20 protein-coding genes are annotated in these 20,366 nt (G+C 31.9%); 16 read left to right on the top strand and 4 right to left on the bottom strand.

The window, feature by feature from the left end:
- The first annotated feature begins 159 nt into the window (after nucleotides 1-159).
- The 3 genes from TX50_RS01105 to TX50_RS01095 are packed head-to-tail and all read left to right on the top strand — an operon-like array spanning nucleotide 160 to nucleotide 3,105.
- Nucleotides 160-1,815 (top strand): SulP family inorganic anion transporter, encoded by a 1,656-nt coding sequence (locus tag TX50_RS01105; RefSeq protein WP_011131853.1) that lies wholly within the window; start codon nucleotides 160-162, stop codon nucleotides 1,813-1,815.
- Between the two features lie 6 nt (nucleotides 1,816-1,821).
- Nucleotides 1,822-2,820: a sodium-dependent bicarbonate transport family permease gene (locus TX50_RS01100; protein WP_011131852.1), complete on the top strand. Its 999-nt coding sequence runs from the start codon at nucleotides 1,822-1,824 to the stop codon at nucleotides 2,818-2,820.
- A gap of 3 nt (nucleotides 2,821-2,823) precedes the next feature.
- Nucleotides 2,824-3,105 carry a P-II family nitrogen regulator gene (locus tag TX50_RS01095; protein ID WP_011131851.1) on the top strand — a complete coding sequence of 94 codons (282 nt, stop codon included), beginning with the start codon at nucleotides 2,824-2,826 and terminating at the stop codon, nucleotides 3,103-3,105.
- Nucleotides 3,106-3,127: 22 nt separating this feature from the next.
- Here TX50_RS01095 and TX50_RS01090 read toward each other — a convergent pair whose 3' ends face one another.
- Nucleotides 3,128-4,084 (bottom strand): NAD(P)/FAD-dependent oxidoreductase, encoded by a 957-nt coding sequence (locus TX50_RS01090; protein ID WP_011131850.1) that lies wholly within the window; start codon nucleotides 4,082-4,084, stop codon nucleotides 3,128-3,130.
- A gap of 255 nt (nucleotides 4,085-4,339) precedes the next feature.
- Between TX50_RS01090 and TX50_RS01085 the strand changes: the two genes are divergently transcribed.
- Together TX50_RS01085 and TX50_RS01080 are read left to right on the top strand one after the other, a co-directional pair.
- Nucleotides 4,340-4,657: a hypothetical protein gene (locus TX50_RS01085; protein ID WP_011131849.1), complete on the top strand. Its 318-nt coding sequence runs from the start codon at nucleotides 4,340-4,342 to the stop codon at nucleotides 4,655-4,657.
- Nucleotides 4,657-6,324, top strand: coding sequence for an ABC1 kinase family protein (locus tag TX50_RS01080; protein ID WP_011131848.1), 1,668 nt, complete (start codon nucleotides 4,657-4,659; stop codon nucleotides 6,322-6,324). The genes TX50_RS01085 and TX50_RS01080 overlap by 1 nt, the downstream gene beginning before the upstream one ends.
- Before the next feature lie 3 nt (nucleotides 6,325-6,327).
- Here the strand turns inward: TX50_RS01080 and eno are convergent, their stop codons facing one another.
- Nucleotides 6,328-7,620 carry a phosphopyruvate hydratase gene (eno, locus tag TX50_RS01075; protein ID WP_011131847.1) on the bottom strand — a complete coding sequence of 431 codons (1,293 nt, stop codon included), beginning with the start codon at nucleotides 7,618-7,620 and terminating at the stop codon, nucleotides 6,328-6,330.
- Nucleotides 7,621-7,903: 283 nt separating this feature from the next.
- On the opposite strand from eno, the gene TX50_RS01070 reads away from it, so the two are divergent.
- From TX50_RS01070 to TX50_RS01025, 10 genes are all read left to right on the top strand, one after another.
- Nucleotides 7,904-10,663 carry an ATP-dependent Clp protease ATP-binding subunit gene (locus tag TX50_RS01070; protein WP_011131846.1) on the top strand — a complete coding sequence of 920 codons (2,760 nt, stop codon included), beginning with the start codon at nucleotides 7,904-7,906 and terminating at the stop codon, nucleotides 10,661-10,663.
- Between the two features lie 63 nt (nucleotides 10,664-10,726).
- Nucleotides 10,727-10,966 carry a preprotein translocase subunit SecE gene (gene secE / locus TX50_RS01065; RefSeq protein ID WP_011131845.1) on the top strand — a complete coding sequence of 80 codons (240 nt, stop codon included), beginning with the start codon at nucleotides 10,727-10,729 and terminating at the stop codon, nucleotides 10,964-10,966.
- A gap of 74 nt (nucleotides 10,967-11,040) precedes the next feature.
- A complete protein-coding gene (nusG, locus tag TX50_RS01060) occupies nucleotides 11,041-11,652 on the top strand; it encodes a transcription termination/antitermination protein NusG (protein ID WP_011131844.1) in 612 nt (203 codons plus the stop codon).
- A 63-nt stretch (nucleotides 11,653-11,715) separates the two neighbouring features.
- On the top strand, nucleotides 11,716-12,141 hold the full coding sequence (rplK, locus tag TX50_RS01055; RefSeq protein ID WP_011131843.1) for a 50S ribosomal protein L11: 426 nt from the start codon (nucleotides 11,716-11,718) through the stop codon (nucleotides 12,139-12,141).
- 66 nt (nucleotides 12,142-12,207) lie between these two features.
- Entirely contained in the window at nucleotides 12,208-12,915 is a 708-nt protein-coding gene (rplA, locus tag TX50_RS01050; RefSeq protein WP_011131842.1) for a 50S ribosomal protein L1, read from the top strand.
- Nucleotides 12,916-13,107: 192 nt separating this feature from the next.
- Entirely contained in the window at nucleotides 13,108-13,635 is a 528-nt protein-coding gene (gene rplJ, locus TX50_RS01045; RefSeq protein WP_011131841.1) for a 50S ribosomal protein L10, read from the top strand.
- 28 nt (nucleotides 13,636-13,663) lie between these two features.
- Complete coding sequence (gene rplL, locus TX50_RS01040) at nucleotides 13,664-14,059, top strand: 50S ribosomal protein L7/L12 (RefSeq protein ID WP_011131840.1); 396 nt, start codon at nucleotides 13,664-13,666, stop codon at nucleotides 14,057-14,059.
- 45 nt (nucleotides 14,060-14,104) lie between these two features.
- Nucleotides 14,105-14,827, top strand: coding sequence for a ribonuclease H family protein (locus tag TX50_RS01035; RefSeq protein ID WP_011131839.1), 723 nt, complete (start codon nucleotides 14,105-14,107; stop codon nucleotides 14,825-14,827).
- 14 nt (nucleotides 14,828-14,841) lie between these two features.
- Nucleotides 14,842-16,011 carry a quinone-dependent dihydroorotate dehydrogenase gene (locus TX50_RS01030; RefSeq protein ID WP_011131838.1) on the top strand — a complete coding sequence of 390 codons (1,170 nt, stop codon included), beginning with the start codon at nucleotides 14,842-14,844 and terminating at the stop codon, nucleotides 16,009-16,011.
- Nucleotides 16,012-16,026: 15 nt separating this feature from the next.
- Nucleotides 16,027-17,151, top strand: a complete 1,125-nt coding sequence (locus TX50_RS01025) for a pyridoxal phosphate-dependent aminotransferase (protein WP_011131837.1) — start codon at nucleotides 16,027-16,029, stop codon at nucleotides 17,149-17,151.
- On the opposite strand, the gene TX50_RS01020 is transcribed toward TX50_RS01025, so the two are convergent.
- Nucleotides 17,130-18,224: a UDP-N-acetylglucosamine--N-acetylmuramyl-(pentapeptide) pyrophosphoryl-undecaprenol N-acetylglucosamine transferase gene (locus tag TX50_RS01020; protein WP_011131836.1), complete on the bottom strand. Its 1,095-nt coding sequence runs from the start codon at nucleotides 18,222-18,224 to the stop codon at nucleotides 17,130-17,132. The two genes, TX50_RS01025 and TX50_RS01020, sit on opposite strands and share 22 nt — an antisense overlap.
- Before the next feature lie 27 nt (nucleotides 18,225-18,251).
- Here TX50_RS01020 and TX50_RS01015 point away from each other — a divergent pair, with 27 nt between their 5' ends.
- Nucleotides 18,252-18,983 carry a hypothetical protein gene (locus tag TX50_RS01015; RefSeq protein WP_011131835.1) on the top strand — a complete coding sequence of 244 codons (732 nt, stop codon included), beginning with the start codon at nucleotides 18,252-18,254 and terminating at the stop codon, nucleotides 18,981-18,983.
- Nucleotide 18,984: 1 nt separating this feature from the next.
- On the opposite strand, the gene TX50_RS01010 is transcribed toward TX50_RS01015, so the two are convergent.
- The gene (locus TX50_RS01010) at nucleotides 18,985-20,193 is read right to left on the bottom strand and encodes a phosphoglycerate kinase (RefSeq protein WP_011131834.1); all 1,209 of its coding nucleotides are present in this window, start codon (nucleotides 20,191-20,193) and stop codon (nucleotides 18,985-18,987) included.
- Between the last annotated feature and the right edge of the window lie 173 nt (nucleotides 20,194-20,366).

Below are 20,366 nucleotides of genomic sequence, written 5' to 3'. Positions count from 1 at the left end.
AACCAAAATACTTTTTTGTTCAGGAAAATTAACCTAATATACTTAAAAAAAATTTTTAAAAGTTGTTGATATATTTTTCACAAATTTAATTTTTTAACAAATTTTGATCATAAAGAGATAATATCTTCTAGTTAATGTATTTATTTAAGGAGATTTTCTTTGGAAATAATTAATGGATTTAATCTTAAGAATATAAGGGGTGATATTTTAGGAGGAATAACAGCTGCAGTAGTAGCTTTACCTCTTGCACTTGCTTTTGGAAACGCAGCCTTAGGACCTGGGGGTGCAATTTACGGTTTATATGGAGCAGTTGTTGTTGGTTTTTTAGCAGCTTTATTTGGGGGCACTCCCGCTCAAGTTAGTGGTCCAACTGGTCCAATGAGCGTAACAGTCGCAGGAGTTGTAGCAGGTTTAGCAGCTGTTGGTGTACCTAGAGATCTTTCAGCAGGTCAAATTTTACCTTTAGTCATGGCTGCAGTAGTAATTGGAGGCTTATTACAAATATTGTTTGGAATTTTAAAGCTTGGTAAATATATAACGCTTGTTCCATATTCTGTGGTCTCCGGATTTATGTCTGGCATAGGAGTTATAATAATTGCTCTTCAGATTGGTCCACTATTAGGAATAAGTACCCGAGGAGGCGTAGTCGAGTCTTTATCAACTGTTTTTTCTAATTTCCAACCGAATGGAGCTGCTATTGGTGTGGCAATAATGACACTAAGCATAGTATTTCTAACACCTAGAAAAATTAGCCAATGGGTACCCTCCCCTCTTCTAGCCTTATTAATAGTGACTCCACTATCAATTTTAATTTTTGGCGATGGTGCATTAGACAGAATTGGTGAAATACCTAGAGGAGTGCCATCTCTAAGCTTTCCAAGCTTTAATCAATACTTTCCTATCATTTTCAAGGCTGGCTTAGTTCTGGCAGTTCTTGGAGCTATTGACTCTTTACTCACCTCTCTAGTTGCAGATAATATTTCTCAAACAAGACATAATTCTGATAGAGAATTAATTGGCCAGGGAATAGGAAATGCTATAGCTGGACTATTTTCAGGTTTACCTGGAGCTGGGGCGACAATGAGAACTGTTATAAATGTTAAATCTGGAGGCTCTACTCCTATTTCAGGAATGGTTCATTCAGTAGTTCTATTAATAGTTTTAGTAGGCGCTGGACCTTTAGCAGAGCAAATACCTACAGCTCTTTTAGCAGGCATTCTTATTAAAGTAGGTTTGGATATTATTGATTGGGGATTCTTGAGAAGAGCTCACAAATTATCTCTTAAAACTGCAGTTGTTATGTATGGTGTATTACTAATGACAGTTTTTTGGGATTTAATATGGGCAGTATTAGTTGGAGTATTTATTGCAAATATGCTAACCATTGATTCAATAACTGAAACGCAACTAGAAGGAATGGATCAGGATAATCCTTTATCTGAGGATAATGAGCAAAGTAAAAATCTTTTACCCTCTGATGAAAAAGCTCTTCTTGATAGATGTTCTGGAGAAGTAATGTTATTTAGACTTAAAGGCCCACTAAGTTTTGGTGCAGCAAAAGGTATTACAGAGAGAATGATGTTAGTAAGAAACTATAAAATTTTAATCTTAGATATCACTGATGTCCCTAGAGTTGGAGTGACAGCTACACTTGCAATTGAAGATATGATGCAAGAAGCTAAAAATAATTCTAGAAAAGCATTTGTAGCTGGAGCTAATGAAAAAGTCAAAGAAAGATTATCCAAATTTGGGGTTGATGGAATAATTGAGACAAGGAAAGAAGCTTTAGAAGCTGCTTTAAATGAATTAGCCTAATAATTTATGGAAATAAATCCCATATTACAAAATGTATTAGCTCCTCCTGTACTCTTTTTCTTAATTGGAGCAATTTCTATATTTTTTAAATCTGACCTAGAAATACCTGCTCCTTTACCTAAACTTTTTTCTTTATACTTACTTTTGGCAATTGGTTTTAAAGGAGGAATTGAAATACAAAAAAGTGGTTTTACTGATCAGGTTTTACCAACATTAGGTGCAGCGATAATTATGTCTTTAATAATTCCTCTGATTGGATTCTTTATCTTAAGATACAAGTTTGATGTTTTTAACTCAGCAGCTATTGCAGCTGCATATGGATCAATCAGTGCTGTAACTTTTATCTCAGCAGAAAGTTTCTTAGAGAGTCAAAGTATAGACTTCGATGGATTCATGGTCGGGGCTTTAGCTTTAATGGAGTCTCCGGCAATAATTGTAGGCTTATTACTAGTAAAATTTGCAGCCCCTAAAAATAGACCCAATTCAAGAAAAATGCATCTTAGCTCCATATTGCATGAGTCTCTTTTAAATGGATCAGTTTATTTATTACTATCAAGTTTAATTGTTGGTTTTCTTACGGCTTTCAGTAATCCCGCAGCCATTTCAAAAATGGAACCTTTTACTGGACAACTTTTTTATGGAGCAGAATGCTTTTTCCTTTTAGACATGGGAATAGTTGCAGCTCAAAGATTACCAAGGTTGAAGAATGCGGGTTCATATTTAATTGGATTTGCAATCTTCATGCCATTATTTAATGCTTTTATAGGTGTTTTCGTTGCAAGATTTTTATCTCTAGGACCTGGAAATGCACTTTTATTTGTGGTTTTATGTGCAAGTGCCTCGTATTTAGCTGTACCGGCAGCAATGAGGATGACTGTCCCAGAAGCACGATCAAGTTACTATATATCTACGACATTAGGTTTGACTTTTCCGTTCAATATAGTTCTAGGCATCCCAATCTATATGAGTTTAGTAAATAAAATTATCCCACTTTCCCCGTTGTAAAAAATGAAAAGATTAGATTTAATTTTTAGTGAAAGAGAACTTGATGCAATTATCAATACATTAGAGAAAGCTAATGTCCCAGGATATACAGTAATGAAACATGCAACTGGGAGAGGTCCAGAAAGAGTTGTTACTGAAGATATGGAATTCACTGGGTTAGGCTCAAATGCTCATGTGATAGTTTTCTGTGAGCAAGAACTAATTGATCAAATGCGTGACAATATTAAGTCTGATCTAAGTTATTACGGTGGAGTAGCTTACATCTCAGAAGCAACACCTTTATGAAATTAATTATTTTATAAACTCTTTAAGAGTGTATCCAATCTACTCTTATATTTTTTCTACTATTTAAATAGCGGTCTATAGACATGGCTGCTATACATCCATCTGATGCTGCGACAACCGCCTGCTTGAAAGGTGTATTTCTTATATCACCAATAGCCCAGACACCATCAGAATTGGTAGACATAAAATCATCAACAATGACTCCTCCATCTTCCTTTAAAGCAATTTGATCTCCTAAAAAATCAGTGATTGGCTTCGAACCACTCATGTATACAAAGACTCCATCTAAATCAAGATTAATAGGCCCTTCTTCTTGTTTATTCTTGACAACAACCCCATTAACTCCCATATCATTTCCTTTTATTTCTAATAATCTAGTTCTACTCCAATGTTTAATATTAGAGCTATGCATTAATTCCATAGCTTCCTCATTATCTGATTTTGGATCACTGGATGTAATCCAATGTACCGTTGAAGCAAATTTAGTAAGAACCGTAGCTTCCTCAATTGCTTCTTTATTAGCACCAACAACTGCAACTTCTCTATTTTTATAAAAAGCACCATCACATGTAGCACAATAACTTACACCCTTTCCTAAGAAATCTGCTTCTCCTTTAAAAGAAGCAGGTCTCCCCATAGCCCCACTTGCAAGTACGAGTGCTTTAGCTTTAAAAGTTCCTTCCGGTGTATAAACAGTCTTCCAATCTTCTGCTACATCAATACCAAAAACTTGAGCTCTTCTATAGTCAGTTCCATATTGAACAGCTTGTTCTCTCATTAATGTAAGCAATTTTTCGCCACTAATATCTACAGGAACTCCTGGATAATTAGCAATTTGGTGAGTTATTGCTAAAGCTCCCACAGATGGATTTTTATCTATTATGACAGTGTTTAAGTTAGAACGAGATGTATATAATGCACAGGTACATCCAGCTGGACCACCTCCAATAATAGCAACATCTGTCTCAATAATTTCCAATTTAATAAAACTCCTTTTAATCAATAATTAGATGAGTTTTTGGGTAGAAAAATATACTATTAAAATTTCTAACCTTTTTACATAAATATAAGTTAAGAGATAAAAAAGAAAAAAGCATAATATAGATACAAACTTACATAGGAAAAATAAGAATAGATAAATTGAAAAGGAAATCAATTTACAGATTTGTTCTCAATTGATCTATGATTAGATAAATGAAAGTTGTGAATTGCTTAAAAGCTTTAAATATTATTTATGACGAATTCTGATTATCTTTTAAAAGCAGCTATTAAAAAGGTAACTGAAAAATTAAACAAAATAGTCGTAGAAAAAATTGAAGAAGCTTCAAACATTGCTCAAGATGTCCCAGGAAAAATTAAAAAAGAATTTGACACGCTAAAAGACGCAATTATTGAAGAAGCTGAAAGAATGGAAAATGAATTAAGTAATAGTAGAAATGCTGATACTTCAGAATCTAATCAAGATCCATACTTAAGTGATGTTCTAAAAGAAATAGAAGATATTAAAGTAAAAATTGATCACTTTAATAGAAAAATGAATAATTCAATTTAATGACTAATAATAAATTTAAAAATCGAATAAAGAAAATCAAAAGAGGATTTCTTATTTGGAGAATACTTATTTTACTTTTGGTTAATTTATGGCTAGACAATTTAATATTTAAAATTTTTCAAACTAAAAGGGATAAAAAAAATAAAGTTCAAATAAGAAGAGCTAAGTGGTTTACTAATCAATTAATTGAACTTGGTTCTGCTTTTATCAAAATTGGTCAGCTATTATCTGCGAGGCCTGATTTAATTCCGAATACTTGGATACAAGAATTATCAAAGTTACAAGATCAAGTTCCTCAGTTCTCATATACGAAAGTTGAAGAAATTATCCAAAAAGAATTAGGACATAAGTTCTCAGAAATCAACCAAATTACTTCTACTCCAATTGGATCAGCTTCGTTAGCTCAGGTTCATAAAGCAACTTTAAAAGATGGGAAAGAAGTTGTATTTAAAGTTCAAAGACCTAATCTGAAGAATTTATTCACAATCGATTTGAGCATAATGCAACAAATTGCTTTCATAATCCAAAAGAATAAGAACTGGAGTAGAGGAAGGAATTGGGTTGCAATAGCAAAAGAGTGTAGAAAAGTTCTTATGAAAGAACTAGATTTTAAATGTGAAGCTCAATACGCCGCAAGATTTAGGCAGCAATTTATTGATGATGAAAATGTAGAAATTCCTGAGGTAATTTGGAACTTGAGCACTGAAAGAGTTCTTTGTTTAAGTTATTTAGAAGGTACAAAAATAAGTGATGTTGAAAAATTAAAATCTAAGAATATTGACTTATCAAAGATTGCAGAAATAGGTGCAGTTAGCTATTTAAAACAGCTCGTAAATTATGGTTTTTTTCATGCTGATCCTCATCCAGGTAATTTAGCCGTTTCAAATTCAAGCAAGTTAATCTTTTATGATTTTGGGATGATGGGCAATATTTCAAATAATCTACAAGCAAGCTTAGGATCTATGGTTCAATCTGCAGCATTAAGAGATGCATCATCACTAGTAACTCAACTCCAGCAAGCGGGCTTGATTTCTAAAAATATAGATGTAGGTCCAGTTAGAAGATTAGTTAGATTAATGCTGAAAGAAGCTTTAACTCCACCATTCAGCCCAAATATCATTGAAAAACTTTCTGGGGACTTATACGAACTTGTTTATGAAACTCCTTTTCAGCTACCAGTTGATTTAATATTTGTAATGAGAGCACTATCAACTTTTGAAGGTGTTGGTAGGATGTTAGATCCAGGGTTTAACCTTGTATCAATAACTAAGCCTTATCTAATTGATTTAATGACTTCTAACAATCAAACACCTAATGATTTAATTAACCAATTTGGTAGGCAAGTAGGAGAGTTAGGTTCAAAGGCTGTAGGTATCCCAAAAAGAATTGATGAGAGTTTAGAGAGATTAGAGCAGGGTGATTTACAACTTCAAATAAGGATGGGCGAGTCTGATAGGCAATTTAAGAAAATGTTTACTGCGCAAAAATCATTAGGTCATTCTATTCTTATAGGAAGCTTAACCATAGCATCAGCCTTACTAGTAACTAATAACCAAAATAATTTTGCGGTCTTACCTTTAATTTTTGCAGCTCCAATAAGTATTGATTGGATTAAGTGTCAATTAAGCATGAGAAAAGGTTCAAGAATAGAAAAGCTGAAGCAATAAAAACTATATATTTTTTGGACCTAATCCTAAATCACCAGCAAATCTAGCTTGATCACCCAACTCTTCCTCAATCCTTAAGAGCCTATTGTACTTAGCAATTCTTTCACTTCTGCTCAAAGAGCCAGTTTTAATTTGCCCGGCTCGCGTTGCCACAGATAAATCGGCAATCGTTGTATCTTCTGTTTCGCCGCTTCTATGACTGATAACACTTGTAAAACCAGCACTTTTAGCTAGATCCATAGCTTCCAGAGTTTCTGTTAATGTGCCAATTTGATTTACCTTTATTAATATTGAATTTGCGGATTTTTCTAATATTCCTTTTCTTAACCTTTCAGTATTAGTAACAAATAAATCATCACCTACTAACTGCACTTTATTTCCAATCTCTTTATTTAGGGCTGACCAACCCTCCCAATCATCTTCTGCTAGTCCATCCTCTATTGAAACTATTGGATAATTTGAAACTAAATTTGAAAGATAAGAAATCATTTGAGAGCTAGTTAAACTTTTACCTTCATATTTATAAAATCCATCTTTATAAAATTCAGTACTAGCTACGTCTAATGCTAACGATACCTGCTCACCAGGAATAAATCCTGCTTTCTGAATAGCCTCTAAAAGCAAATCTCCTGCTGCTTCACTAGATGATAATTCTGGAGCAAAACCACCTTCGTCTCCAACAGCTGTAGATAAACCTTTTTTTTCAAGTAAAGATTTTAGTGAATGAAATATTTCAGTTCCAATTCTTAATGCTTCACTAAAAGTTTTCACCCCATGAGGGACAAGCATAAATTCTTGGCAATCAAGACCATTAGGTGCATGAGCTCCACCATTAATTACATTCATCAGTGGTACAGGGAGAAGATTAGATAATGGATCGCCAAGATATCTATATAACGGTAGATCCAAAGCATTTGATGCAGCTCTAGCGTTGGCTAGACTCACTGCAAGAATTGAGTTAGCACCCAAACTAGATTTATTAGGAGTTCCATCAATTTCAATCATTAAGTTATCAATACTTGTTTGATCTAAAGCTGATAATCCACATAAAGCAGGAGAAATCGTCTCATGAATTTTATTAACCGCATTTAAGACACCTTTCCCCATATATTTTGTCCCACCATCTCTCAATTCGTGTGCTTCATGAGCACCAGTACTCGCTCCGCTAGGAACTATTGCTCTGCCAATAGCACCACATTCCAAAAATACTTCAGCCTCTACAGTGGGGTTCCCTCTTGAATCAAGCACTTGCCTAGCTTCAATAGTGTCAATAAGGAAATCAATAGTTTCTTTCACAATTTAATTAATACTATTTAAATCCTATAAATAGCTGAAGTATTTGGCTAATATCTGAAATATAAAGAAGATAATCAAATTATTTTTTTTGATTTCAAAACAAGTTCTTAAACCCTTTACCAATTATCTAGTAATCATGAAAATTTTCCAATCAAACTAAAAAATCTCTTTATTAAATAAAATTTTTTAAATACAACCTATAATTATAAAAATTCTAAATGATCATTAAGTTATTCTTAATTAAGATAAAAATAAATTACCAAGCATAAATCTTATATAGTTTATGAGAGAAACTCTTACCTCAAATCCAGAACTTTTTAGTGATATAAGTTGGAATCTTCTTTTATTGGGAGAAGAAACTGCAAAAAAATGGGATCATAGTGAATTTAATATTGAACATATTATTCATACTTTGTTCACCTCAAGTGAATTTTTTTCATTTATAGAAAAGTTATCAATAGATCAAAATACAGTTCTAGACATAACTGAAGAATTTTTAGAAGAAACCCCAATAAATGATTCAGATATTTTTACTATTGGTGAAGAGCTCGAAATTTTATTAGACAATGCGAATCAAATAAAAACACAGTGGGGTTCTAAATTTATAGATATTCCTCATTTGTTAATTGCTTTAGGCAGTGATCCAAGAATAGGAAATTATGTTTTTCAAGAGGGAGATCTTTCAGTAGAACAATTAGAAGAAGAATTAAAATTTTCCCCAAATATTATTCAAAGACAAAATTATATAGAAAATAAAAAATATATATCTGATGAAGATAAAATTTTAATAAATAAATCTATCGATGAAAGTGATAAGGAGGAGCTAATAAAGGAATCAAAAGCCATTATCCCTTCACCGAAAAGTAATCTTATAATTAAAACCAAGCAAAAAACTGAAGAGAATGTACTGTCTCTTTACGGAAAAGATTTAACAGAATCTGCTGAAAAAGGTCTGCTAGACCCAGTAATAGGGCGAGGGGATGAGATTAATAACGTAATGAGAGTTTTATCTCGACGAAGCAAAAATAATCCAATCCTCATTGGTCATCCAGGCGTTGGCAAAACTTCTATTGCCAAATTACTTGCTCAATTGATAGTAGAAAAAAAAGTTCCTGATTTGTTAAAAAACTCAAAAATTATCTCTCTTGACTTGGGAGCATTAGTTTCTGGAACAAAATTTAGAGGTCAATTAGAGGAAAGACTAAGCTTAATACTTAATGAAATTAAAGACTCTAATCAAGGCATTATTTTATTTATTGATGAAATTCATACAATAATCACTTCTGATAGAACTACAACAGATATAAGCAACATTTTAAAACCTTTACTTACCGACGGTGAGCTCAGATGCATAGGAACAACAACGCCTGAAAAATTTCGCGAAAGTATTGAAAAAGATCAGTCATTAAATAATTGTTTTCAAAAGATATTAGTTAATGAACCATCAGTTGAGTTAAGTGCAAAAATTTTACAGGGTATAAAAAAGAAATATGAATTACATCATGGCATTAGAATTACAGAAGAAGCAATTAATTGTTCTGCCAGACTTGCAGATAGATACATAAGTGATAAGTGCCTTCCAGATAAAGCAATAGATTTGATAGATGAAGCAGCAGCCCAATTAAAAATTGAATCTAATATAAAACCCCAAACAATTATCGATGAAGAAAAAAATATCGATACTATTGAAAGTAAGTTACAAAATATCTTCCCCGAAAATATCGAAGAAAGAGAAAAGTTATTAGAAAGCAAAGAATTATCTATAAAGAAATTGAATGAAATTACTAATGATTGGGAAAATGATCGAGAAAAAATGGAACAATTATTTTTTTTGTTAAAAGAAGAGAATAGGCTAATTCTAAAAATCGAAGAATTAAGCATTCATAGCGATGAAATAGATAATTTTGATAACCTAAATAATCTAGAAGCAGAGCTAAATGAAGTTGAATGTGAAATAAAAAATGTTGAGATAAGTTGCCAGAAACTTCAAAGAAATAGAAACTATAATTTGAAATATCAAGTTGAACCTGATGATATTGCTGATGTTATTTCAAAAATAACTGGAATTCCTATTGCCAAAGTAGTTTCTAATGAAAGAAAAAAATTAGTTAACTTGGAGTTAGAAATAAGTGAAAAAGTTATTGGACAAGAAAAAGCTATAAAAGCTGTTTCTTCTGCGATACGAAGAGCGAGAGTTGGAATGAAGAATCCTAAAAGACCAATTGGATCATTCTTATTTATGGGTCCGACAGGAGTTGGCAAGACAGAATTAGCAAAATCTTTGGCATCATCATTATTTGATGAAGAAGAAGCTTTATTAAGACTTGATATGAGTGAATATATGGAGAAAAACGCTGTCGCAAGACTTTTAGGAGCTCCTCCAGGTTATGTTGGCTACGAAGAGGGAGGGCAATTAACTGAAGCAGTTAGGAGAAAACCTTATTCTGTAATTCTCCTTGATGAGATCGAAAAAGCGCATTCAGAAGTTTTCAATATCCTCCTACAAGTTTTAGATGAAGGAAGATTAACGGATTCTCAAGGGAGAACTGTTGACTTCAAAAATACAGTCATAATAATGACTAGCAATTTAGCTGGAAAAATAATATTAGAAGATTCAAAAATAATTACGAATCAAAAAGAAAATTCCGAATTAAGAAAACAAACTTTACAAGATTCTATTAATAAATCATTATCCTCTATTTTTAGACCCGAATTTTTAAACAGAATTGATGAAATAGTAAAGTTTGATACACTATCAATCGATCAACTACAAAAAATAATTCTTTTACAAATAGAAGATTTAAAAAAATTATTACTTGAACAGGGGATAAAAATTAATATTGATAAAAGAGTTATACAAAAGATTGCTAATGATTCCTATCAGCCTGAATATGGTGCTAGGCCCTTAGGAAGAGAACTTAGAAGACAAATAGAAAATCCACTAGCATCAAAACTATTAGAAGATAATTTTAAAAATAAAAAAAATATATCTGTAAAAATTAGCCCTTCAAAAAAAGATGAGATTTTGTTTAAACCTAGCTGATGAGTAAAACGATGAGCTAATATAATTTTAAGTTTTTTTAAGCTTAAACTAAATTAAAATTTTGTGACAAGTCCTACTAATCAAGAACCTCTTAAAAAAGAGCCTTCTGAAATAAAAGAGCCGAAGAAAAAGAAGAATTTTTTAACTTCTACATTCGATGAACTCAAACTAGTTGTGTGGCCTAACAAACAACAGTTATTTAGCGAATCTATTGCTGTTATCATTATGGTATCCTTTTCTGCTGCGGCAATTGCATCTGTAAGTAGATTTTATGGATGGGCTGCATCACAAATTTTCCGTTAAATTAAAAATTTTTAAATATAGACTCTATCCTATAATTTTAAAAAATCATTTATCCAGTTTCCAAAGAAAGAAAAATGAGTAATGAATTGACAACAAACCTTAGTTCTCAAAAGGCTAATACTAGTATTGCTAGATGGTATGCAGTTCAAGTTGCATCAAGCTGTGAAAAGAAAGTAAAAGCCACTCTCGAACAAAGGTCGGTAACTCTAGGTGTTAATAATAGAATTATAGAGATTGAAATTCCTCAAACTCCAGGTATTAAACTTAAGAAAGATGGTTCTAGACAAACTACAGAAGAAAAAGTTTTCCCTGGTTACGTATTGGTTAGGATGATTCTGGATGAAGATACAATGATGGCTGTAAAAAGTACTCCCAATGTTATTAATTTTGTTGGAGCGGAAGATGGAAGAGGCAGCGGTAGATCACGAGGACATATTAAACCTCGACCCTTATCCAGGCAAGAGGTAAATAGAATATTTAAGCGCGCCTCGGAGAAGAAAGCTGTAATAAAATTAGATCTTGAGGAAAAAGATAGAATTATCGTCACAAGTGGACCTTTTAAAGATTTCCAGGGTGAAGTTATAGAAGTTTCGGGTGAAAGAAATAAATTAAAAGCATTACTTTCAATATTTGGGCGCGAAACTCCTGTAGAATTAGAATTCTCCCAAATCAATAAACAAAATTAATTATTATTTCTGTTTATCGAGTAAATTAATCATTTTTAACCTCAGTTTAAATTCAAGAATCTAATGGCAAAAAAAATTGTTGCGGTTATCAAGCTAGCACTTCAAGCTGGCAAAGCAAATCCAGCCCCACCAGTGGGTCCAGCTTTAGGTCAACACGGTGTAAATATCATGGCATTTTGCAAAGAATATAATGCAAGAACACAAGATAAAGCCGGTTTTGTTATACCTGTTGAAATTTCAGTTTTTGAAGATAGGAGCTTTACCTTTATAACCAAAACTCCACCTGCTTCAGTCTTAATAACTAAAGCCGCTGGAATAGAAAAAGGAGCTGGTGAGTCATCCAAAGGATCTGTTGGCAATATAAGTAAATCTCAATTAGAGGAGATAGCCAAAACAAAGCTTCCTGATTTAAACTGTACGAGTATTGAATCAGCTATGAAGGTAATTGAAGGAACTGCTCGAAACATGGGTGTTTCTATTACAGAATAAATTCAATACCAAACATTCACCTTTTAGGGGAGGTTAATTATTTAACCGTTTGAACCCAAATATATTATGAAAAAACTATCCAAAAGAATGAAGGCTCTATCAACAAAGATAGAAGATCGCACGTATGCTCCCCTTGAAGCCTTAGGTATTGTCAAGGAAAATGCAAACGCTAAATTTGATGAGACTATTGAAGCCCATATTCGGTTAGGAATTGATCCTAAATATACAGATCAACAATTAAGAACAACAGTAGCTCTACCCAATGGAACTGGCCAAAGTATTAAAATTGCTGTTATAACAAGTGGTGAAAATGTAGCAAAAGCCAAATCTGCAGGTGCAGATCTTTTTGGAGAAGAGGATCTTGTAGAAAGCATTAATAAAGGCAATATGGATTTTGATTTGCTTATTGCGACTCCTGATATGATGCCAAAAGTAGCAAAACTTGGAAGAGTTTTAGGTCCAAGGGGGTTAATGCCAAATCCTAAAGCGGGTACTGTAACTGGTGATATAGCTAGTGCAATAAAAGAATTTAAAGCAGGCAAACTAGAATTTAGAGCAGATAAAGCTGGCATTGTGCATGTTCGCTTTGGGAAAGCTAGTTTTACCGAAAATGCCTTATTTGAAAACTTAAAGACATTACAAGAATCTATTGATAAAAATAAGCCTAGTGGTGCGAAGGGTAAGTATTGGAGAAGTTTTTATCTAACTTCAACTATGGGACCTTCAGTTCAAGTCGATATAAATGCCTTGCAAGATTATCAGCCTGAAAGTTAACGCTCTGTAGTATAATTTTAAAGCAATAATACGGCCAAAGAAAGTAGGTTAATTTAGTTTCGGCTAAATCTTTAAATCCTCCCGAGGTTTCGTCTTAATTATTTTCTTTTTGGATCTAATAAGTGCGGCCTCTTTCATAAATGGACTTTGCCGCATTTCCTGCTCTTCCTAAATTACGATCCAAAAACAACAATGGGCCGAACAATAGAGAATAAGCAAAAAATTGTCACAGAAATAAAATCTCTGTTAGATGATTCGGAAATGGCTGTAGTTCTTGACTATAAAGGTTTAACTATCAAGGAGATGTCTGATTTGCGATCAAGATTGCAAACAAATAATGGCATTTGCAAAGTTACTAAAAACTCATTAATGCGTAAAGCAATTGATGGCAATAGTAACTGGACTGATCTTGAATCCTTACTAACAGGGACTAATGCTTTTGTTTTAATCAAAGAAGATGTTGGAGGCGCTGTAAAAGCAATTCAATCTTTTCAGAAAGAGACAAAAAAATCCGAAACCAAAGGAGCTTTATTCGAGGGGAGACTTCTCAGCGAATCTGAAATAAAAGAGATCGCAAGTCTACCTTCAAGAGAGGTATTAATGGCAAAAATTGCCGGCGCATTAAATGGTGTTGCTACAAAAATTGCTATTTCTATCAATGAAGTACCTTCTGGAATTGCTAGATCACTTAAACAACATTCTGAAAAATCAGAATCTTAAACTTCAAAATTAATTATCTTTTAAGAAAATGACTGCAAAAACTGAAGAAATTCTCGATTCATTAAAATCCCTCTCACTTTTAGAGGCATCTGAACTTGTTAAACAAATTGAAGAGGCATTTGGTGTCTCTGCAGCTGCATCAGCTGGTGTAGTAATGGCAGCTCCAGGAGCTGGCGGTGGAGATGGAGACGGCGGAGCAGCTGAAGAGAAAACTGAATTCGACGTAATTCTAGAAAGCTTCGATGCAGCGGCTAAAATCAAAGTCCTTAAAGTTGTAAGAAATGCTACTGGTCTTGGTCTTGGTGATGCAAAAGCACTTGTTGAATCAGCACCAAAGACAGTTAAAGAAGGTATTGCGAAAGCAGATGCTGAAACTTTAAAGAAAGAGATTGAAGAAGCTGGCGGTAAAGTTACACTAAAATAGAGAAAAATTTTTCTAGCCGATATACCTAATATCGGCTTTAAAATTATGAATAGTCAACAAAATATTGCAATTGAAGCTGCAACAGATGGTGCTTGCAGTGGAAACCCAGGTCCTGGTGGGTGGGGAGGACTAATAATTTTTAATGATAATAGTGAACTAGAAATAGGTGGTTCAGAAGAAAATACCACTAACAATAGGATGGAACTCACTGCAGCTATCAAAACTCTCGAAAAGTTAAAAGATTTTCAATTAAAAGAAAACTTTAAATTAAGAACAGATAGTAAATATGTAATTGAAGGCTATACAAAATGGATCATCAATTGGAAGAGAAATGGATGGAAAACAAGCGCAGGTAAATCTGTTCAAAATTTGGATTTATGGCAAAAAATAGATAATTTAAGAATAAAAGGCCTAGTGATGGAATTTGTCAAAGGTCATAGTGGGGATAAACAGAATGAGAGAGTTGATTTAATTGCCACAAGCTATAGCAAAGGAATACCTTTAGTTGGTGAAGTTAAAAAATCATTTGAAGCAATCGACTTTTCAAAGAAAAAAGAAACTAATAAAATTCAAAAATTATTCTCCAAAAATGAATTACTTGAACAATTTGCCCAAAAAAAATATTTTTTAAATTCTAGTGAATTGAATGAATTACTTGGAGAAGAAAGTTATATACTCGTTGAAAAATATGAATTGTTTGAATGGCGTAATTGGAGATTAATTCCTAAAAATCAAAAATATTGGATAATAGAGAATATTAATACTTAATCTTTAATATTTTTATGATTGATCAGAAAGGGATATTTAATAATATTTATAAGAACTTGGTAACTCCTATCCTTAAAAAAGATACAGGAATAGATGCAGAGTACCTTACAAATTTCTCCTTAAGTCTTCTCACTTTTAGTTCAAATAATAGAGATTGGCCCTTAATTTCAAGAATAATAAAGAGTTTAAATCAAGAATTTTGTGTTGTTGATAAAAGATTACATCAAAAAATATGTGGGATAGATTTTTGTAATCCAGTAGGTTTAGCAGCAGGCTTTGATAAGAATGGAAATGCTGCAAATATTTGGAAGGAATTTGGATTTGGTTTTGCTGAAATTGGTACAGTTACTAAATTTGCTCAATCTGGTAATCCTAAACCAAGATTATTTAGATTAGCTAAGGAGCAAGCAGCATTAAATAGAATGGGATTTAATAATCATGGTGCAGAAAATCTTGTTAAAAACTTTTTAAAGCAAAATGTTGATTTAAAAAAACATAGAAAAAATAATTGTTTGGGCATAAATTTTGGGAAATCTAAAATTACAAGCTTATCCAAAGCTACAGAAGATTATTTAACTTCTTTAAAACTTTTGATTCCTTATTGTGATTACGCAGTTATAAATGTAAGTTCACCTAATACTGAAGGACTGAGAAAGTTACAAGATCCAATTCTTCTTAAAGAACTACTTAGAGAAGTCAAAAATTTAGATAATTGTCCTCCTTTATTTGTGAAAATCGCACCAGATTTAAGTTATAAAGATATCGAAGATATATGCCAATTAATAATTGATGAGAATATTGATGGAATAATTGCTACAAATACTAGTCTAGATAGATTAGGTTTTGAACAAAGAAAGATAAAGCAAACAGGGCTATTACTTTCTGAGGAAAATGGAGGATTAAGTGGCAAGCCACTTCAACGAAAAGCAAATAAAATAATTAGACATATTCACAATATTGATAATAATATTAATTTAATTGGAGTAGGTGGAATTGATAGTCCAGAATCTGCTTGGGAAAGAATTTGCTCTGGAGCATCTTTAGTACAAATATATACTGGATGGATCTATAAGGGGCCACAATTAGTCCCAAATATTCTTAACGGGATCCTAAAACAAATTAACATTCACCAATTATCAAATGTGAGAGAGGCTATTGGATCAAACTTAGAATGGATTGAATAAAACCTAAGATAATTTATGGATAAATTCAATACTAATAATTTGAATAATAAAGGTATAAAAGAAATAAACTTCAAGCATGGAGGAAATATATTAACTCAAGCAAAAAAATTAAATTTATTACCATCTAAAATAATTGATTCAAGTGCTTCACTAGTCCCTTTTGAACCCCCCAAGCTGATATTAGATGTTTTAATTTCAGAAATTAAAACTCTAGGATTTCGATATTATCCTGAAAGAAATCTAAATAGTTTGAGAGAAATCATTGGAGAATTTCATCAAATAAATCCTGATAATATATTGCCAGGGAATGGGGCTTCTGAATTAATAACTTGGGCAGGTTATGAAGCTTCCAAATCTGGAGCAAGTTGTATACCAAGTCCAGGCTTCGTAGATTATGAAAGATCACTAAATTGCTGGAACGCTAGCTTCGATTATTCAGAATTACCAAAAAATTGGAGCAATAGTTTTCCCCAAACCTTTCCAATTAAACCAATTTGTGATGTTCTTTGGATAACCAACCCACATAACCCTACGGGTCAATTATGGGATAAAAAATCTTTAGAAATTATTCTAAAAAAATATAAACTAGTTATTTGTGATGAAGCTTTCTTAGCCATCACACCTAATGGTGAGAAAGAATCTTTAATTCCACTCACTAAAAAATATGATAATTTATTAGTTATTAGGAGTTTGACCAAACTCTTTAATATTGCAGGTTTAAGATTAGGTTATATTATTGGCTCATCTGAAAAACTTAAGAAATGGAATATAAAAAGAGACCCTTGGCCATTAAATTCATTTGCTATAAAAGCTGGAATAGAACTATTAAGTAATAAAATTCTTTATGAGGAATGGACATCAATGATTCATAACTGGGTAAATACTGAGAAAAATTGGGTTTCTAATGAATTATCGAAAATAAAAAATCTTAAAGTACATAACTCTTCAACTAACTTTTTTTTAATAGAAAGTAAATTCTCCTTGTCTTCAAATATTCATTATTTAGAAAAAAAAGGGATATTAATTAGAGAATGCAACTCATTTAGATTTCTTAATGAAAAATGGGCAAGAATAAGTTTACAGACTAGAAAAAATAATAAAATTTTATGTAGAGAAATTCAAAATTCTTTTAAAAAATAGTTTATTAATTTTTTAATCTCATTTGTAGATTTTAAGGTATCAAGATTTTTTATATTTTCTTTCATTAAATCTAAAATTTCATATTTGGGTTTTCCTTTTTTTAATTTAAATTTTAAAATCCTTTTCAAAGTCTCTTCAAAAAATAACTTTGATATTTGATTTTGATTCATTAAAATTGCACCCCCTATTGAGGAAAGAATCATTGCATTTTTTTCTTGGTGATTATTTTTTGAATTAGGGTATGGAATTAAAATTGATGGTTTTCCAGTTTGTATGAGTTCATTTATTGTTCCTGCTCCAGATCTTGATATAACGAGTTCACAGTTTTGCATCAAAGATGCAATTTGATTAGTAAATTTCTTTTGAACATAATTATTAGATTTGAATTTTACCAAATTATTAGAATTATTTTCACCAATAATATGAACTATACGAAAATTTTGTTTTATTAAAAAATCAATAGATTCATAAAAAATTTCATTAATCATCTTTGCACCTTGACTTCCTCCCATAACAATCAAAAGAGGACCCTTTCCTCTTGGAACCCATTTTGGTAAAGGATTAATTTCATAAAACTGATCCCTAAGAGGAGTACCAGTGAAAATTGTTTTGCAATTTTTTAAATAATAATTTGTATCTTTAAAACCCAGAAGAACAAATTCACATAGAAAACCAAAATATTTTGTAACTGTGCCCGGTATTAAATTTGATTCATGGAGGATAACAGGTATTTTAAGCCACTTTGCTGCAAGAATTGTCGGTGCTGAAATATATCCACCAGTAGTAAATACTAAATTAATTTTTTTTTCTTTTAGGATTTTAATAATATTAAAAATTGAAAATAAGATTTTTAGATATTGAAATACTCTAAAAATATTTTTTTTTGGTGTCTCCAAATTCAAAGTCAAAAGATTATATTTGCTAGGTACAAATTCAGAATCGAGTCTTTTTGTAACTCCTAGCCAATGAATATCCCAATCTTTTTCAACCTTTTTAGAGACTGCTAAAGCAGGAAAGATATGACCTCCTGTTCCACTTGCCGCTATTAATAAATTATTTCTTTTTTTAGACATTAAAAATTAAATAAGTAAAATAAAATTATGAAAATGTTCAATTTAAAGTTTTTTCCAAAATTAGGATTATTTATATATATATTTATTTATCTCATTTCCCCAAAATTAGCAATCACCCAAAATACAAACGTTGATATAAGAAGAAATCTTGAAAATGCATTAAATACTCGAAACCTAAAATTGATAAAAAACATTTTTAAAGAAGATGAAAACTTTAAAATTCAAGAACAATTTAAGGAAATAATCAAAGATTTCCCTAATTCAACATGGCAAATTAAAAGATTAAGCGTAGAAAACTCTAAAGAAAAAATATTTAATATCAAAGTTAATGGAAATAAAATATTTAATGGGGATAAATACTTTCTTGAATCTAATTTTAAGTATCTGTTTTCCATTCAAAACGACAAAATAAAAAATGGAAAGATAAAAAATTTATTAACTACTATTAGAAATGACCAAAACAAAATAGATATTATTTTTAGAATTCCTGAGAAAGTTCTTACTGGTACAAAATATGATATTGATATTATTCTAAATGAACCACTTGGGGATGTAATTATAGCTGGAGGAATAATATCGCATCTGGAAGATTCTCATTTAAAACAAGAAATCAATATTGAGCCTTTAGCCTCTGGAGGCATTTTTAAAACGACTAGAGCATCATCCAAACCAGCAAGACAAATATGGTCAGGTGTTATCTCTCATCCAAAGGGAACTATTTCTTTCACTAAAAGCGTTGAAATTGTTGAAAAAATATAATTTAAGCGTCTTTTAAAGCTGCTACTCCAGGTAAAGTTTTGCCTTCTAAAAGTTCTAAACTAGCCCCTCCACCAGTAGATATATGTGACATTTTTTCAGCTAAGCCAGCTTTTTCTACTGCAGCGACAGAATCTCCCCCTCCAATAATTGTACAAACCTCAGAGAAAGAACTTAAATCTGCCAGGGTTGTTGCTATTGCATTTGTACCTTCAGCAAATTTATCAAATTCAAAAACACCCATTGGACCATTCCAAATTATTGTTTTACATTCGGCAAGAGCATTTTGGAAAACCTTGATTGATTGTGGCCCAATGTCTAGGCCCATCCAATCACCACTTATTGCATCTATTTGAGAGACTTTACTTTCTGCATCAGGAGAAAACTCATTTGCAAGTAATACATCAGATGGTAATAGAAGCTCTACCCCTTTATTTTTTGCTTTTGCCTCTAAATTTCTTGCTAGTTCGAGTTTATCTTCCTCAACAAGACTCTTCCCAACATCTAATCCTCTTGCCTTGTAAAAAGTAAAAATCATACCGCCCCCAATAATAATTTTGTCACACTTATCTAAAAGAGAATCCAAAACTCCAATTTTGCTACTTACTTTAGAACCTCCTACTATTGCTGCAAGAGGACGTTTTGGAGCATCAATTGCGCCCTGTAAATATTTCAACTCTTTTTCTAACAAAAATCCTGCAACAGCAGGTTCTAAAAATTTTGTAACTCCTTGAGTTGAAGCATGAGCTCTATGCGCAGCTCCAAAAGCATCGTTAACATACATATCTGCATGAGAAGCTAAATTTTTAGCGAAATCTAAATCATTTTTTTCTTCTTCTTCATAAAAACGAACATTTTCTAGTAATAAAACCTCCCCATTGTTTAAACTATTAGATTTAGCTAGAGCCTCTTCACCAATGCAGCTTTCAGTCAGATTAACTTTTTGTTCCAAGATATCGCTTAATCTGGCAGCAACTGGGGTTAATCTCATTTTCTCATTAACTTTCCCTTTAGGTCTTCCAAAATGAGCAGCTAATATAACTTTTGCCGAATTATTTATAAGATATTTTATCGTAGGAATTGCTGCTCTTATTCTAGTATCATCAGTAATTTGACCACTGTCATTTAATGGGACATTAAAATCAACCCTTACAAGAACTTTTTTTCCTTCTAATTTAGACTTATCAAGACTGGAAAGAGACAACTTCGACATTAAAACATCCTATTTTTACCAAGAAACCCTAACGTTAATTTGAGCTTATTGGGTTAAAAAGTACTAAGTGTTACTTATGCCTTAATAAATTTTAAAAATTAGCTAGACATAACAAATTTATAAAAATAAAAAAAATTTAATATTTACATTAATATTAAATATAATAACTTTTG

The organism is Prochlorococcus marinus subsp. pastoris str. CCMP1986 (genome assembly GCF_000011465.1).
In the GTDB taxonomy this organism is placed as follows: domain Bacteria; phylum Cyanobacteriota; class Cyanobacteriia; order PCC-6307; family Cyanobiaceae; genus Prochlorococcus_A; species Prochlorococcus_A pastoris.
Note: the sequence above shows the minus strand (reverse complement) of the source record. Positions and strands in the feature narration are given on the sequence as shown.